Origin of the sequence: Plantactinospora sp. ZYX-F-223 (assembly GCF_039649625.1) — a bacterium.
GTDB lineage: Bacteria > Actinomycetota > Actinomycetes > Mycobacteriales > Micromonosporaceae > Plantactinospora.
Genome location: NZ_JBDJAV010000035.1, coordinates 17,413 through 33,445, shown reverse-complemented (window position 1 = coordinate 33,445; position 16,033 = coordinate 17,413). Strand labels below are relative to the sequence as shown.

Annotated in this window: 13 protein-coding genes; 6 read left to right on the top strand and 7 right to left on the bottom strand. The window is 70.2% G+C overall.

The window, feature by feature from the left end:
* Positions 1–47: 47 nt before the first annotated feature.
* The 5 genes from AAH979_RS30005 to AAH979_RS29985 all read right to left on the bottom strand — a co-directional run bounded on the left by AAH979_RS30005 (position 48) and on the right by AAH979_RS29985 (position 4,437).
* The gene (locus AAH979_RS30005; protein ID WP_346261494.1) at positions 48–647 is read right to left on the bottom strand and encodes a hypothetical protein; all 600 of its coding nucleotides are present in this window, start codon (positions 645–647) and stop codon (positions 48–50) included.
* Positions 644–1,234, bottom strand: a complete 591-nt coding sequence (locus AAH979_RS30000) for an RNA polymerase sigma factor (protein WP_346261493.1) — start codon at positions 1,232–1,234, stop codon at positions 644–646. The genes AAH979_RS30005 and AAH979_RS30000 overlap by 4 nt, the downstream gene beginning before the upstream one ends.
* A 418-nt stretch (positions 1,235–1,652) precedes the next feature.
* Positions 1,653–2,435, bottom strand: coding sequence for a hypothetical protein (locus AAH979_RS29995; protein WP_346261492.1), 783 nt, complete (start codon positions 2,433–2,435; stop codon positions 1,653–1,655).
* A 9-nt stretch (positions 2,436–2,444) separates the two neighbouring features.
* Positions 2,445–3,221, bottom strand: coding sequence for a hypothetical protein (locus AAH979_RS29990; protein WP_346261491.1), 777 nt, complete (start codon positions 3,219–3,221; stop codon positions 2,445–2,447).
* Between the two features lie 70 nt (positions 3,222–3,291).
* On the bottom strand, positions 3,292–4,437 hold the full coding sequence (locus AAH979_RS29985; RefSeq protein ID WP_346261490.1) for a helix-turn-helix domain-containing protein: 1,146 nt from the start codon (positions 4,435–4,437) through the stop codon (positions 3,292–3,294).
* Between the two features lie 401 nt (positions 4,438–4,838).
* On the opposite strand from AAH979_RS29985, the gene AAH979_RS29980 reads away from it, so the two are divergent.
* From AAH979_RS29980 to AAH979_RS29970, 3 genes are all read left to right on the top strand, one after another.
* Positions 4,839–5,567 carry a lytic polysaccharide monooxygenase gene (locus AAH979_RS29980; RefSeq protein ID WP_346261489.1) on the top strand — a complete coding sequence of 243 codons (729 nt, stop codon included), beginning with the start codon at positions 4,839–4,841 and terminating at the stop codon, positions 5,565–5,567.
* A gap of 462 nt (positions 5,568–6,029) precedes the next feature.
* Positions 6,030–6,479, top strand: a complete 450-nt coding sequence (locus AAH979_RS29975; protein ID WP_346261488.1) for a protein-tyrosine phosphatase family protein — start codon at positions 6,030–6,032, stop codon at positions 6,477–6,479.
* A gap of 190 nt (positions 6,480–6,669) precedes the next feature.
* The gene (locus AAH979_RS29970) at positions 6,670–7,326 is read left to right on the top strand and encodes an MFS transporter (protein ID WP_346261487.1); all 657 of its coding nucleotides are present in this window, start codon (positions 6,670–6,672) and stop codon (positions 7,324–7,326) included.
* 38 nt (positions 7,327–7,364) lie between these two features.
* Here the strand turns inward: AAH979_RS29970 and AAH979_RS29965 are convergent, their stop codons facing one another.
* A complete protein-coding gene (locus AAH979_RS29965) occupies positions 7,365–8,759 on the bottom strand; it encodes a hypothetical protein (RefSeq protein WP_346261486.1) in 1,395 nt (464 codons plus the stop codon).
* Positions 8,760–9,115: 356 nt separating this feature from the next.
* On the opposite strand from AAH979_RS29965, the gene AAH979_RS29960 reads away from it, so the two are divergent.
* Both AAH979_RS29960 and AAH979_RS29955 read left to right on the top strand, forming a co-directional pair.
* Entirely contained in the window at positions 9,116–9,868 is a 753-nt protein-coding gene (locus tag AAH979_RS29960) for a gamma-glutamyl-gamma-aminobutyrate hydrolase family protein (protein ID WP_346261485.1), read from the top strand.
* A 378-nt stretch (positions 9,869–10,246) separates the two neighbouring features.
* Entirely contained in the window at positions 10,247–13,816 is a 3,570-nt protein-coding gene (locus tag AAH979_RS29955) for an AAA family ATPase (RefSeq protein ID WP_346261484.1), read from the top strand.
* A 5-nt stretch (positions 13,817–13,821) separates the two neighbouring features.
* Here the strand turns inward: AAH979_RS29955 and AAH979_RS29950 are convergent, their stop codons facing one another.
* The gene (locus tag AAH979_RS29950; protein WP_346261483.1) at positions 13,822–14,910 is read right to left on the bottom strand and encodes a DUF1611 domain-containing protein; all 1,089 of its coding nucleotides are present in this window, start codon (positions 14,908–14,910) and stop codon (positions 13,822–13,824) included.
* A 274-nt stretch (positions 14,911–15,184) separates the two neighbouring features.
* Here AAH979_RS29950 and AAH979_RS29945 point away from each other — a divergent pair, with 274 nt between their 5' ends.
* Positions 15,185–16,027, top strand: coding sequence for an aminotransferase class IV (locus AAH979_RS29945; RefSeq protein WP_346261482.1), 843 nt, complete (start codon positions 15,185–15,187; stop codon positions 16,025–16,027).
* Positions 16,028–16,033 lie beyond the last annotated feature (6 nt).

Sequence of the window (16,033 nt, the reverse complement as noted above, 5' to 3'; positions counted from 1 at the left end):
CGCCAGTCCCGGCCGCCCCTGTCTGCTGCGGGTCGGGCTGCCGGTGCCTACCTGCCGGGTGTCGGGGTCGGACCGGTGCTCTCGCCCGGAACGCCCAACGGGACGATCGTGCAACGTTCCTCGTCGAGCGGAACGATGTTGACCTGCGTGGCGGCCACCTCGTCGCTGCTGTCCATGGCATACGCGGTCAGCGCCAACCGCTCGTCCGGATCCAGCCGGCCAGGATGGACGATGAAGCCGTACCCGTTGGTTTCCAGGCCCTTCTCGGACATGGAGAAGTCAGTACGTATGGTCTGCTGCGCGCAGACCGTGCCGGCGGGCGCGAAGCTGATGTACGCCGGGACGCCCGCCTCCGCCAGCTTGCGCTCCAGCCCTGCCGGGTCCTTCAGCTCCCAGATCTTCACCTCCACCGAGCCGTCGGCATGGGTCTCGACCGCCCAGGCCGCCGATCCCGCGTCCTGGCCGAGCACCACTGGCATACCGATTGCCGCGCCGGCGGCGAGCGTCCCGGCACCGATCAGCGCACCGACCCGCGTCGGTCGGATGCCCCGGCGCCGCTCGACGGCGCCCGGCGCCGCCGAGCGCCGCGCGATCTCGGTTTCGAGTACGGCCAGCAGCCGGTCTTCGAATGACGTCGAGTCCTTCACCGTGGTACCTCCATGATCGGATGAGGTGTCACATCGCCGAGACCGGGCGGGTGCCGGTGTAGGCGCTTCCGGGCGCGGTGCAGGCGGACCCGCGCCGACACGGTCGATATGCCGAGGGCCGCCGCCGCTTCGCCGACGGTGAGTCCCTCGATGGCGACGAACTCCAATACCGCCCGTTCGCCCTCGGTCAGTTCGTCGATGGCGGGCAGCATCCGCCGGATGGCCGTCTGTGCGTCGATCCGCTCCTCCAGCCGGACGATGTCGTCGTCGGTGAGCAGCCGCCGGCCGGCCACCCGGCTGATGGCACGCCTTTCACGTTCGGTACGCCGCAGATCAGCCAGGAGGACGTTCCGGGCGATGCCGTACGTCCAGGCCCGGACGGTTCCTCTCGTCGGCCGGTAGCGGGGGGCGCCATCGATGGCGGCCAGGAACACGTCGGCGGTCAGGTCCGCCACCCGCTCCGGCTCCCGAACCCGCCGGGCCAGGTAGTTCTGCACGATGTCGAAGTGCGCCCGGTAGTACGCCCGGAAAACCGCGGGATCCCGTGGGATCTGCCTGATGTCCCCAGCGAATCGGTCGTCATCCACCCGATCTCCTTCCCGTCAGATGTCTTCACCCGGAACTTGACCGCAGGGCGCCGGAACGTTACGCCGCCGGTAACCGGCCGACTGGGGGATGCCGGCCGCCAGGCGGCTTCGACACCATCGGAAGCCCTCTCCGGATGGCCGACCAGATCTTCGCCGGACCAACTGATACCGGCGGCCGTCCAATGAACCTTTTCAACCTCCCCTTGCGGTCGGACGAACCGCAAGGTCGGACGCGGTGCGTGAGCGCCGCGCGGTTCAGGTTGAAAGGTCCAATGACGATGCCCCCAGCGCGCCAGGTCGGCGTGCTGGGGGCCAGGGCTCGGGCTCGAAGTAGGGCGAGGTGGGGAACGCTCGTCGGTGTCCGGGCCGTCTCCGGCCGCATGGCGTCGATCGACACCATGCGGCCGGGAAGAACGGGTCAGACTCCCAACGAGCGCAGTTGGGGTAGCGCGGACAAGGCCGTGGGTCGGCTGGTGTTGCGGGTGGCGGAGTTCTCGGCCTGGGCGCGGACGGGTTCGGCCGGGGCGGTGACCCACTGGGACTGGCCCCAGTCGCCGTTGTAGGCGGTGCACTCCCACCACTTCTCGCGCGGCAAGCCCGGCTCCTTGAGGCCCTTCTTCACACAGTTCGTCGGGGTGAGCTTGGCGACGACCGCCTCGTAGCTGCGGATCTGGTCCTGGATGACCAGGTTGATGCCGTTGGGCAGGCCGGCGCGGCCCCGAGCCGCGATCACGATGGCGAACAGTGCGGGCAGGACGTGGCCGATGTTGTCGACCGCCTGCGGGGTCTGGACGGTGCTGACGTACGCGGTCGCCAGCGTCGCGCAGCCCGTCGCGTTCTGCGCCCAGAGCTGCCGCACCGTGTTCGACATGTTCTCGATGTCGGCGAACTCGATGGTGTGCTGGCGGGCGCAGGCCTGCACCTCGGCGCTGGCGATCAGGTCGGTGTGGGCGATGATGTCGTTCTTCGCGGCTTCCACGGCGGCGACGATCTGCTGGACCGCCGCCTTCAGCGAGGCGTCCTCGGAGCCGCCGCCGGACAGCAGGTGCCCGGCGACCGCGACGACGAGGCTGGTCCAGTCGAAGACCATGGCCCGCACGTCACCGGTGCGCGGCGCGGCCTGGGCCGGTACGGCGGGGACCACCGTGACCGCGACGGCCAGGCCGGCGGCGATCAGGCAGTTGCGCAGTCGTTTCCTCACGTTGCTCTCCTACTGTCCCTGTCCGGCGAGGATGTGCTTGGCCGCCGCCCAGCTGGAGTTCTTGGCGGCTTCGAGCTTGAGGTTCTCCAGGTTGACCGGCCCGCTGTGCCAGGTGTCGCCGACCTTGTGGTCGACGGCGTAGGCCGTCTGGCCGTTGGCCGCCGTGCACTCGTGACGGACGTAGATCCGGCCCGGGATGGGTTCGGGGTCGCTGACCCGGGTGCACGTCGGTTCCAGGTCGGCCACGATCTTCTGGTTGAGCTGGCGGTACACGGCCGCGATGTCGCTGAGCCCGCCGGTCCAGCCGGCATCGGTGCGGGTGGCCAGCAGGATCGGGTAGAGCACCTGTGCGCCGAGGCCGATCTGGTCCTTGGCCTTCTTTCCGACCGCCCCATACTTGTTGCTCGCGTTCTGCGCGTAGCGGCCGACCTCCATGGCGAACATCTCCAGGACGATCTCGTTGTCCCGGAAGTTGTGGTAGTCAAGCATGTCGATCTTGACCGAGTCGGCGTGCCCCAGCACCTCGGCCGCCTCGATGCCGTCGATGTGCTCGTTCACCTCGTTGTGCAGACCGGTGAGCGCGCCGGTCACGATCCGGACGAACTCGACGATCTGTTCCGGCGTCGCGCTGCCGGAGCGGTAGATGTTCCAGGCGATCAGGGACGCGTCCACGATCGGGCCGCTGATGCCGTCGGCGTTGGCTCGGGCCGGTTGCGCGGTCCCGGCCAGCAACATTGCGAGCGCGACGGCCGGCGCCGCGATGCCACGTAAGAGTCTCCTCCACATGGCGCAGAGTGTCTCGGCACCGGACGGGGCGCGTCTTCGTGAGCCGAGCGCAAGTCCGCGGTGACGTTTGTCAGTCCGCGTAGTGCGCCACGGCGAGCGTGCGCGCTACCGTCGCACTCAGCAGCCGGACCCCGACGGTCGAGCCGGGATCGATGCCGGTGACCTCGCGCACGCGGCGCAGCCGGTAGTCCAGCGTGCGCGGGTGGATGTGCAGCGCGGTGGCGGCGCTCGTCCGGTTCATGTCGTTGGCGTAATAGGCGCGCAGCGTCGCCACCAGGTCCGGGCCGGTGGAGAGCGCCTTCGCGTAGCTGCGCAGCCACCCGTCGAGTGCCGGCGTGCGCGCCACCGCCATCTCCACGAACAGGTCCGCGATCTCCGGCAACCGGTCCGGACGGTCCTGCGGCGGCGCCACCCGGCTCGCCTCGCGGGCCCACGCCAGCGCCTCGGCCAGTCCGCCCACCACGCCCTCCGCCGAACCCACGCCGCAGGGCTGGCCGACCAGCGCCGTCGCATGGCGTACCCGCTGAAGGATCCTTGCTTTTGGCGTACTGCCGGGTGTGAGCACCGCGAGCTCGTCGGCGGCGAGCCAGGTCACCGGGACCCGGTCGGCGGCGAACGCGGCGACCACCTCGGACTGCGTCTCCGGAGCCGTCGGCTGCGCCATTCTCAAGATCGAAATGTGGTACTGCCCGGCGAGGCGCAGGTCGGCGACGAACGGCTCCACCGGCTCGTCGGCGAGCAGGGTGCGGGCCAGGATCTCCAGCCGCGTCGACAACATCCGCGCGGTACCCACGCCCCGGGTGTAGCCGCGCAGGTAGGCGCTTCGAGCCCGGACGCCCTGGGTACCGAGCCAGCCGACCATCCGCAGCAGGTCGGTGACGTCCTCGGGGCGGGCCAGATCGTGCACCTCCCGCACCATCATCGCGGTGTGCAGGCCGAGTACCTGCTGCTGCGAGGGCACCGACAGTCCCACCTCGGCCCGCTGGCGGCCGACCGCGGCGATGCCCACCAGGTCCTCCTGGGTCAGCGGCAGCTCGGCCGCGGCGAGGACGAGCGAGCGGCGCCGGATGAACACCGCGAAGTCGTACATCCCGATGCGGTCGTCGACGCCGGGCGACATCGCCTGGTACTCACTGACCTCGTTGGTGTACGTCTCGACCGCGTGCCGCGCGTTGACCTCGACCCGTTCGCGCAGGGCGTTGAACAGTGCACTCATCGATGTGCTTCCTCTCCGTCGCAGATGCTTCGGAGCAGTGGCGGGTGCGGATGGGTCGCCACGTCATCGACCGTAACAGATACGGAGTGCTCGCTCGCCCTCGCGGGTGAAGCGCCTGGCCGAGCCAGGCGCTTCGGACCCGAGCGGGTTTACCGGCAGGATGCGCAGGCCCGGGTACACCTCGTCGTCGGGCGTCGAGTCGGCGCCGCCGAAGACCGGTGACCGACCTTCGGAGGCTCTGGATCCTCCGGAGATAGTTTGCTTTCTAAACTATTGACAAGCTGCACGCATCGATGTGAATCTCTGTTTCAGGGCACCGCCGCCGGAGCCGGGTGGTTGGTGCGGGAGCGCCGGGCAGCCTCCCGCGTACTCGCTCGTGCAATCGACGTCTGGGGATTCCCATGTCTTCACTCGCCCAACAACTCAACCCGGCCCGGCGTCGCGCCGCGATGGTCCTGCGGCTCGTCGCTCTCGCGGTGGCCGGGGCCGTCGCGCTCACCGTGGCCCTGGTGGTCACGCAGGACACCGCGAGTGCCCACGGTTCGACGATCAACCCGGCCTCGCGCAACTACGGCTGCTGGAAGCGCTGGGGCAGTGACTTCCAGAACCCGGCGATGGCCACCCAGGACCCGATGTGCTGGCAGGCCTGGCAGGCCGACCCGAACGCCATGTGGAACTGGAACGGCCTGTACCGCGACGGCGTCGCCGGCAACCACCAGGCCGCCGTGCCGAACGGACAACTGTGCAGCGCCGGGCAGACCGGCGGCATCCGGTACGCCGCGCTGGACAACCCGGGTAACTGGCAGGCCACGAGCGTCGGCGCCAACTTCGGTGTCAAGGTCCACGACCAGGCGCTGCACGGGGCGGACTACTTCCGGATCTACGTCACCCGGCAGGGGTTCAACCCGCTCACCCAGCGGCTGGGCTGGAACAACCTCGAACTGGTCCGGGAAACCGGTCGGTACGCGCCGGGTGCCGGCACCCGGGAGAACGACCCGGTGCTGAACGGCGTCTCCAACACGATCAACGTCAGCGCGCCGGGGCGCAGCGGTCGGCACATCGTCTACACCATCTGGAAGGCCAGCCACTCCGACCAGACCTACTACTGGTGCGCCGACGTCAACTTCTGAGCCGGGAACCGGTAGCCGGCCGCCCGCCGTCCTCCGGCTCGGGCTGCTCGCCCCGGCGGGAGCAACGGGGCACCGACCAGAGCCGCACCGCGGCCTGATCATTGAACCTTTTCAACCTGGACCGCGCGGCACTCACACACCGCGGCCGACCTTGCGGTCCGCCGGACCGCAAGGGGAGGTTGAAAAGGTTCATTCCGCGATGGTCAGGCACGGGCCGGGTCCGCGCCGCGCGTGGGCCCGGCCCGTGCTCCGCCGGGTGACTGGTCGGGTCGACACGCACCGAGGCACGCGACGAAAGCACCATGCCGACGACGCTATGCACCGGCCGAGGCCGCCGCCATGAGGTGGACCGCCGACCGCAACGGCAAAACCCCAGCAGTAGGGTGCGGAAAACCACACCCGTAGCCGGTTCCTATGATCGCCGTCCAGACGTACCCCTCACACCGCGGGAGCGATCTGATCATGGAGCCGATCACTGGCTGGGAACCGACCGTCGCGGGCATCCTGCGCCTGCCGTCCGGGCGCCTGGTGCGTGGCCGTGGCCTGCGCCGGCCCCTGCCGGCGGGGCCGCCGCCAACCTTGGGCGTGTACCTGTTGGGTCGCACGCCACCGCCGGTCGGGTGGGAGAGCCGGTGGTTGCGCTGGCCCGACTTCTGGCTGCCCAGCGACCGTCAGCAGGCGGCGAGGACGCTGCGCGAGGCGTGGGAGCGCGCCGCGACCGAGCGCGTCGAGGTGGCCTGTGGCGGCGGGCGCGGGCGCACCGGTACCGCGCTGGCCTGCCTCGCCGTGCTCGACGGGGTACCGGCGGACGAGGCGGTCGGGTTCGTCCGGCGGCACTACGACAAGCACGCCGTCGAGACACCCTGGCAGCGACGGTACGTCCAGCGCTTCGCCGTCGCCGCTATGCCGTGACGCTCCGATTGCTCCCGGACCAGCGCGTCGCGCCCGGCCCCTAGCCACGTCTCGACGGGTAGGCGGCAGTCCTCGGTCACCCAGGCCGGGCCGGGGCACGGCGGCCGGAGACGGTGACAGCGAACTGACGGATCCTCGCCGACCACCGGTACCCTCGCCTGCCGCGGAACCGCGTCCGTACACTCCCGGGGTGACCCCGTCCTCTCCCGGCACCGCCGACCAGGTTTCTCCAGACGGCCCGCGCTCCGGCATACGCCCGGCCTGGCTGCTGATCGGGCCCGCACTCGCCGCCTCGCTGGGTGCCTTCCTGCTCACCCTCACCGTCGGGCCGGAATGGGCCGCGATGCGGCGGGACATGGATCTGCCGGCCTCGGCGATCTTCTGGGTCTTCGTCGCCTACCTGTTGCCGGCGCTACTGGCGGTTCCGGTCGGCGCTCTGCTCGGCCGACGGTGGCCGACTGCCGTCGGATTGCCCGCGATCGCCCTGATGGTTCCCGGATCGGTGCTGATCACGTTGGCCTCGGGGAGCGGCTCGCTGCTGCTCGGCCGCGCGGTGGCCGGGTTCGGGGCCGGTCTGGCCTGGGGCGTGACGGCCGTGCTGATCGCGCAGGCGGGCCCACGGCGTGTGTGGGCGGCGCCGCTCGTCGCCGGCGCGGTGGTGCTGGGGCTGGGTTTCGGACCCGTGGCTGGAGCGCTGTTGGCGCGGACGCTCAGTTGGCGGTGGTCTTTCATGCTGGCCGTGCCGTTCGGGGTGGTGGTGTTGCTGGTGATCGCGGTGAGCGGGATCATCATGCTGATACGGCGCGCGTCCACGCCGACTCAGCCACCGGCCGCACCGCTGGCCTGAACCACAGCCGTACCCGGGACGCCGTCTCAGGGCGGGCGCTAACGATGCAGCAGTGCGGCGGCTCCGTCCGCCACCGCTCTGGCCAGCTCCTCCAGACGGCACCGCGCCGTTTCGGCATCGTCGGCGAGTACCACGATGTCCACCCGCCCGGAGGACGCGAGATGACCCACGTTGTGCACGAGCAGATCACCGCGCCCGGTGGACGGATTCCATAGCCTGTCATCCAATCGTTCGATCAGGACGTGGAACGGTACCGTGCGAAGCTCTGGGTGCCGCAGGAAGCCGAAGGCGTACGGTAGTTGCCCGTGGTGGGGAAAGAGGCGGTCCACCATGGCGCTCAGCACCGAGCCGCCGCTCCACCTGGCGTTGCAGTCGACGACCCGAACGTCCGCCTCCGCGAAGGACCGGCCGGTAACGATGAAGTCGAACGAGAGCCGCCCGACATATCCCAGTCCTTGCAGGAGTACCGCGATCGTCGAAGCCTGGCGGCGCAGGCGGCGCACGATCTCGTGCGGAAGAGTGCCGGCGACGCCGCCACCGAACTGGGACCGTTCGGGATCCGTGAAAAGCTGATCGATGACGCGGCCGCAGATCGGTGCCGCTGCTTCCCCCGGGGGGATCCTGACCTCGATGCTGGGTGAGGCGATTGTTTCCTCCCAGCCGGTCACCAGCACCGGAGAACCGTCGCGCAGATCCAGGTCGCGGTACACGTCGGCGGCCCAGTCGGCGAGAGCCTTGCGGTTGAGTCGACGCAGGGCGTCGGTGGCGAAGAAGCGCATTCCCAGGCCGCCGGCCGAATCTGGTATCCGTACGGCGAGCTTGGACGAGCGCCGGGAGATTTCCTGGACTGCGGCCGGGAACTCGGCGAAGCGGCGTGTCACCCGCAGCCGGGGGATCGCCTCGGCGCCGAGCAGTTCCGCGGCCGTGCTGAGGAACCAGGACTTGTCATTTGCCAGCCGGCACAACCGGGGCGGCGGTCCGAGCACCGGCACCGGCCGGTGCGCCGCCCGGGACAGCCGCTCGGCGAGCTGCCATGCCGCTTCGCACGCGTGGTAGGGATGCAGATAGGCGCCACGGCGAGCGGCTTCGACCAGGGCGGCCGACGTACGGCTGTCGTTCCAGGCCGCCGTGCACAGGTCCGCTCCGGAGTCGGGATGGAGCCATACCGGGTCACCCAGTCGAAGACGGCCTGAGTAATACTCGTCGAAACCGGATGGCGGACGTGGCCGACAGACGATGACGTCGCCGTCTCCGGCGCGCAGCCGGGCTCTCAGTTGAAACCCGTCGGGATATGAAATCTGACTCATGAGCCGGATCGCGCTGTAATCATCGAACAGGACAGCCGGCCCGACCGAGGCCCACGTCCCGTGATCTGCCGTCGCTTCTTTCTGCGCGCGTAGTTCCGGATCGCTGTGGAGAATCTCCGCTGCCATCTGCCGAGCCTTGCGCCGTTGCTCCGGTGTCGGATCAGCCGGTTCCTGCCGCTGCGGAGCTGTTCCTTCGCGGGGTTGCGATGACCGCATCTGATCCTCATCTCGCCCGGTGCGTTGAAGAGAAGGGATTTCCTCGTGTCCCGATCTTCCCGTACAGTCCCGTCGGGTCGATGGTAGAGGAATTCGTCGATACCTGCGGGTAGGGATGTTGCTGCGGTAACGCCCACGGCGTCCGGCGGCGGCACGGTCGCCGCCGTCCGTCGTACGCTGCACTGACCATGCCGGCATCGACGCGCTCGTGACCGACGTCTTTACCTGGGCGAGAGGCTGATTACGTGGGAGCACCAGCACGCAGCATGCCTGTCGTCGGCGTGCTCGCCTGTAGCAACCAGAGCGCCACCGGCACTACCTACTCCCGGGTCAACAGGACCGTCGTCAGTCAACTCGCCCGGCACGCCGGCGTTGCCAGTGTGTTGATTCCGGCGGCCGAGCCGGAGATCGCCGGCGCCGTCCTGTCCGTCCTCGACGGCCTCGTGCTGCCCGGTGGCCCTACCTTCGTGCACCCAGCCGGTTACGACGCAGCCGTGCCGGTCCAGCCGAGCCGCGAGTACGACCGCGCCCGCGATGCCGTCGCCGGTGCACTGCTCGCCGCCGCCGCGCACCTGCCCGACCTGCCGGTGCTCGGAAGCTGCCGGGGGATGCAGGAGATCGCCGTGCACAGCGGCGGACAACTGCGCGACACCGATCCCACCGACAGCCACCGGCGGCTACCGGATGACAACGGCGACAGGTGGGGCCCGGCCCACCCGGTCACCCTCACCCCCGGCGGCCTGCTGGCCGACCTGCCCGGTCTGCCACCCGGCGATCAGTTCCTGGTCAACTCCCAACACTCGCAGGTCGTCGCCCGGCTGCCAGACACCGTCGACATCGAAGCGATCGCGCCCGACGGTGCGGTCGAAGCCATCAGCGTCGACCGGCCACACCGGTTCGTGCTGGGCGTTCAATGGCACTTTGAACAGCACACCGCCGGCAGCCCGCTGGACCTCGCCGTCCTGGCCGAGTTCGGCCGGCGATGCCGGACCCGGCACGGCGGCAGGCCCGCAGGCTGATCCGGCCTGCCGCCCACCCTGACGCCGTGCTGGTGGCGGTGCTGGTCGCCGCCGAGGTCCCACGATTCCCCGGAGTGGCGGTTACCTGGCGCCGGTTGGCCCGGGCCGAACGACAGGTGCCTGCTGCCGGGTGCGCCAGCGCCACCCTCATGGTCAATTGCGACCGGTCACCACGAGCCCGGTGGGCCGGCATCGCGATCAACTACTCAGCTCCGGGGGAGCCTCGACGAGGATCTGCCGGCGGCCGGTGTCGTCTTGCGCCGGGGATGCGTCGAGGCGATATCATGTGCCAGCGTACGCATTCTCGGCTCCCCGAGCGCTGACGACGATGGTGCGGGCTTCGCCTTTGGGACACAATATGTTGGACTCGGAGTCGGCGTGAAGAGACAACCGGCACTCGCGCTGTATCTCAACGTCGCGCTGATATTGGCGACGAGCCTGCTCGGTCTGATCGGCAACTATCTGACCAGCCTGAGTGAACCGCCCACCTATCTGCGGTTGCTCCAGTCCGTGGCGATTCCGGCGTTCATCGCCATCGTGGTGCTACTCATCATCGGACAAATCGTTCTCCACGTCGTGACGAATCCGAAGGCGAAGCGCTCCGACTGGGATCCGCAGCGCCCGCCGTACCCCGGTCTGGAGCCCTACCGGGAGGAGGACTCCGCCGTCTTCTTCGGCCGGGACCAGCAGGTCTCGGACATCGTCCGGCGGATGCTCACCGCCTCGGCCGAGCCCCGGGAACGGCTGCTGGTGGTGGTGGGCGCATCCGGCAGCGGAAAGTCCTCGCTGGTGCAGGCGGGGGTCGTCCCGACGCTCAAGACACGGCGGTGGATCCCCCTGGCCACGGTCAACCCGGGCAGCGCGCCGGTGGGAAACCTGGCCAACGCCATCGCCGAGGCCCTCCCGGAGCCCATCGCCGCGCCGGTCATCGTCCGGGCGATGCGGCAGGATCCGGCCAGCGCGACGAACTACCTTGCCGAGATCCGTCGAGGACATCGACGCAGGTTCGGCCACCTCCTCCTGGTGATCGACCAGTTGGAGGAGCTGTACACGCTCGCCGGCGAGAGCGACCGGCAACTCTTCCTCGACGTCGTCGAGCGCCTGCTGCACGCCGACTCCCGGTTGTCGGTGATCGCCAGCATGCGCATCGAATACCTGACGCAGTTCCTCGACAGCGACAAGGCGGCGCTGTTCCAGAATCCGGTCGCGATCGGTGCCATCAAAACGGAGTACCTCAGCACGATCATCGAGGAGCCGGCCCGGATCGCCGGCCTGACGTTCGAGGCGAACGTCGTCAACCGGATCACCGCCGACGTCGGCACGACCGACGCGTTGCCGCTGCTGGCGTACCTGCTACAGGAACTCTTCTTCGAGGCCCGGCCTGGCGCCACGGTGAGTATGCACGCGTACCTCGCCACCGGCGGGGTCGGTGGCGCGCTCACCCGGCAGGCGGATCAGGCCGTCACCGAACTGCGCGGGGAAGGTGGCATCGCCCCGATCCTGACGACTCTGCTCCGGTTCGTCTCGCTCGACTCCAGCGAGGCGACCAAGCGGCCGGTACGGCTGCGGGAACTGAGCCCCGAGCAGCGCCGGATCGTCGCCGCGTTCGTGGACGCGAGGCTGCTGGTCAGCAAGATGCAGGACGGCGAACCGGTCGTCGAGGTGGCGCACGAGGCGCTGTTCCGGCTCTGGGCGCCGCTGCGGCAGGAGGTCGAGACACGGGCCGAGCACCTGCGTCGGCGTTCCGAGTTGGAGCGGTGGGCGGCCGACTGGCAGCACTCCGGGCGCAGCGACGACTACCTGCTGACCGGGCAGCGGCTGATCCTGGCCGAGCAGTGGCTCGTCGGCCTGGAGGCGCTCGGCCAGGCGAGTGACGTGGTCCGGGCCCTGATCCAGCAGTCGAAGCGCCGGGACATCGCCTTCCTGCGCCGCGTGTCGGAGAACATCGGCCGGTACGTCCTCGCCAACGCGGAGCGGTTCCCGGAGCTGTCGATCCTGCTGTCGATCGCGGCGATCGCCGAGGCGCCCGTCACCCCCCTGATCGAACGCGCCCTGATGTCCGCGCTCGCCTTCAGCCACCTGCGCCGGGTGTTCGCCGGACACACCGACACCGTTCGGGCGATCGCCTGGTCCCCGGACGGCCGCCTGATCGCCACCGGCTCCCGGGACAGGTCCACCCGGGTCTGGGATCCGGACTCCGGCCGGACGGTCGCCGAGTTCACCGGGCACGACGCCATGGTGGAGGCCATCGCCTGGGCGCCCGACTCGCGCCGGGTCGCCAGCGGTGCCCGGGACCGTACGGTGAAGCTGTGGCGGGTGGGCGCGGACGAGTCACCGCCGACCCTCTACGGCGCCGGCGACATGGTCCGAGGCGTGGCCTGGTCGCCGGACGGCGAGTACGTCGCCGCGGGCGCACAGGATCACCACATCCACGTGTGGCGGACGGACACCGGCGAACAGACCGCCACGCTGCGCGGGCACACCGGCGATGTCTACGGTCTCTCCTGGTCGCCGAAGGGCACGCTGCTCGCCTCGGCCTCGCACGACCGCACCGCCATCGTCTGGGACCTCACCGCCGGCCAGCAGCAGACGGTGCTGCGGGGGCACACCGACTTCATCGAGGGCCTGGCCTGGTGCCCGGAAGGACGGCGGCTCGCCACGGCCTCCGGCGACCAGACGATCCGGATCTGGGACGTCGCCGACGGCCGCCAACTGCTGCTGATCCGCGGGCACACCGACTTCGTCTGGGACGTGTCCTGGTCGCCCGACGGGCGGTCGCTCGCCTCCGCCTCCAGCGACCGCACCGTACGGATCTGGGACGTCAGCGACGCCCGGGAGATCGCGACACTGCGCGGGCACGAGGACGCCGTGTGGGGCGTGGCCTGGTCGCCCGACGGTACCGCGCTCGCCTCCGCCTCCAGCGACCGCACCGCCCGGGTCTGGTCGGTACTGCCGCACGGCGCGGAACGGCAGTCGTTCACCGGGCACGCCGGCGGGCTCCGCGCGGCGGTGTGGGCGCCGGACGGGGCCCGGATCGCGACCGCCTCGGACGACGGATCGGTCCGGGTCTGGAGCGTGGCGTCCGGAGTGGCCAGCACCTTCACCGGGCACACCGGAACCGTCTGGGGCGTGGCCTGGGCTCCCGACGGTCAGCGCCTCGGCTCGTGCTCGAACGACGGCTCGGTGCAACTGTGGCGCCCGGGTGGCGTCGAGCCGTACCTCCGGTTGGACGAGGAGACGATCTGCGAGGGTCTGATGTGGGCCCCGGACAACACGCGGATCGCCACGGCCTGCCGGGACGGCACGACCTCGATCTGGAACGCCACCACCGGTCGCCGGCTGCTGCAACTGCGCGGCCACACCGACTGGGTGGTACGCCTCGCCTGGTCGCCGAGTGGGCGCATGATCGCCACGACCTCGGACGACCGTACCGCCCGGGTCTGGGACAGCTCCACCGGTGAGGAGATCGCCGTCCTCCGCGGGCACCACAACTGGGTGGACGGCGTCGCCTGGTCACCGGACGAACAGTTCGTCGTCACCTGCTCGGCCGACTGGACCTCCCGAATCTGGGATCCCCGGACCGGTCGGCACGTCCGGACGCTCGAAGGCCACGAGGGGCGGGTACGGGCCGTTGCCTGGTCGCCGACCGGTGACCAGATCGCCACCGGCTCCTACGACCGCACCGTACGGGTGTGGAGCGCGCAGCACGACACGGAGCCGCAGGTCGTCGGCGTACACGTGGACCGGGTGACGTCGGTGGCGTGGTCGACCGACGCGCGGACGCTGCTCACCGCGTCGCTGGACAAGTCGGCCCGGCTCTGGCCGGTCCAGCCCGACCTCGACGACCTTCGGAGCCGGGCCCGCCATCGGGTGTTCCGGGAGCTGTCCGCAGCCGAGCGGCAGTCGCACATGCTTCCGCTGCCGGACGACCTGTCCGCGCAGCACTGAGCCCCTCAGCGCCGGTCGCGCTCGCTGTGCCGGGTCAGCCGCAGGACGGAGTCCAGCAGGACGGCGGCGGCGCCGGGGTCACGGGTGTCGACCACCGGCACGGCGTGGTGATCTCCCTCGTGGAACGGCTTGCGCCCGAATACCGAGAACCCGGCCAGCGTGGCCGGGATGCCGACCCGGCGGCCGAGGTCCGCGATCGTCTGGAGTTCGTCGGTCACCGGTGGGACCGGGAGGCCGGGAAACATCGCCCGGACCTGACGATCGGTGTCGTGGCACATGACGATCGCATCGGGGGCGGCCCCGTAGAGGAGATTGACCGCGTTGCCGCCGTAGACGCGGTGCAGGGTCGACGCCTGTCCCTCGACGACGACGAGTTCGTGCCCGGCGCTGGCCAGGCGGTGTACGGCATGCTGTACGGCGCCGGTGATGAAGTCCGCGAAGATGCGGTCGACCTGCACCACCGCGTCGGCGCCGCACATGGCCGCGATCTGCCCGGTCGCCAGGAAGGCACTGCGCATGCCCCGGGAGAGCGCCTCCCGGTGTACGGCCAGGGCGGTCGTCATCTTTCCGACCGCGCAGTCGGTGCCGGTCGTCAGCAGCACGGTGGCGTCGACCGACAGGCCGGCCGACAACGTTTCCCGGGGGCCGTCGCCCCTGATGTCGACCAGTTCGACACCGGCGGCGGCGGCCAACCGGACCAGCTCGGGATCGTCGTTCAGCCGGGCGTGGGTGCTGCAGATGACGTTGAGCCCGTGCCCGACCGCGTCGACGACGAAGGCTCTCAGCCGGGCGGGGACGACGGTGTAGGCGTCCATCGAGTTGACGCCGATCACCACGCTGCGGGCACCAGCACCTCGGGCCGCGGTGAGATCCGGCAGCACGGGCACCCCGAGCGGTCCGACGCCGAGGACCTCGCCGGCATCGGCACCGGCATGACGCGCGTCGACCACGCAGGCGACCGTCCAGCGGGCACCGGTCAGGATCAGGCCGGATGCCGTCTTGGTGCCGGGCAGGCCCAGCCGACCATCGGTCCACACGGCGACGGGATCCAGGTCGGACGAGTTCGCTCCCACGTTCTCAGCGGGTGCTTCCATGCGCTCGAACGCCCTCCCAGCTCGTCTTCAACCTCGGCTGCCCACCTGGAGTGCCGTGTCATCGAGCCCACTGCCCGACAACGGCACAGACCTTTCGAACGCTCGGTGTCATGTCGGGTCGGCACCGTGCCGAGCGCGAAGTGGCCGGCACCTGTCCTACCATAGACCGGCGGCGATGCAGGCGAGCGCCGCGTCCGGCACCGGCGGTGCTCCGATCGGGGACATGGCAGAGCTGCCACCCAGTCCTGGCAGCGTGGCGAAGGAGCATTCGACAATGGATCGGCTCGTGGCAGTCTTCGGCGTCGGCCTGGTCGAGGCGGACACGCCGATCGTGCACGCCGACGATCCGGGATTGCTGCGCGGCGACGGGGCGTTCGAGGCGTGGCTCCTCGCCGCCGGAGCGCCCGTACTGCTGCCCGCCCACCTGAACCGGCTGTACCGGTCGGCAACGAGCCTGGAGCTGTCGCTGCCGGAACCCGACGCACTGCGTACCTTCGTCCTCGACGTGGCAGCGGCCTGGCCCCGCGACGTCGAGGCCGTCCAACGCCTGGTGTGTACGCGGGGACGGCTCGGCACCGGCCGCCCCACCATCTTCACCACGGTGGAGCCCGTGCCGCCGTGGACGTCGCTCAATCGGCAGCGCGGCCTTCGTCTCGTTACCGGCACCGTCGGGTTCCCGGTCCATGAACGCGCGAATGCGCCGTGGCTGCTGGGCGGCGTGAAGTCCCTGTCCTACGCCGTGCATACCGCCAGCCAGCGGTGGGCAGCCAACCGGGGCGCTCAGGAGATGCTCTGGCTCAGTTCCGACGGTTACGCACTGGAGTGCCCCAGCTTCAACCTGGTCTGGATCCGGTCCTCGACGATGTTCACCGTGCCAAGCTGGTCCGGCATCGTCGCCGGTACGACGGAGGGCGCGCTCATCACCCAGGCACACCTGCTCGGCCTGGCCACCGACGAGGCCCTGGTGACCCCGGAGGAGTTGCTGCGCGCGGACGGCGTGTGGCTGACCGGATCGCTGAGCGGAATCCTAGCCGCGACCGAACTCGACGGACGCCCGCTGACCCGATCTCCCCTGCTCGGCGAGGCCAGGCGGCTGATCGGCTATCCGGAGACCTGACGGTAA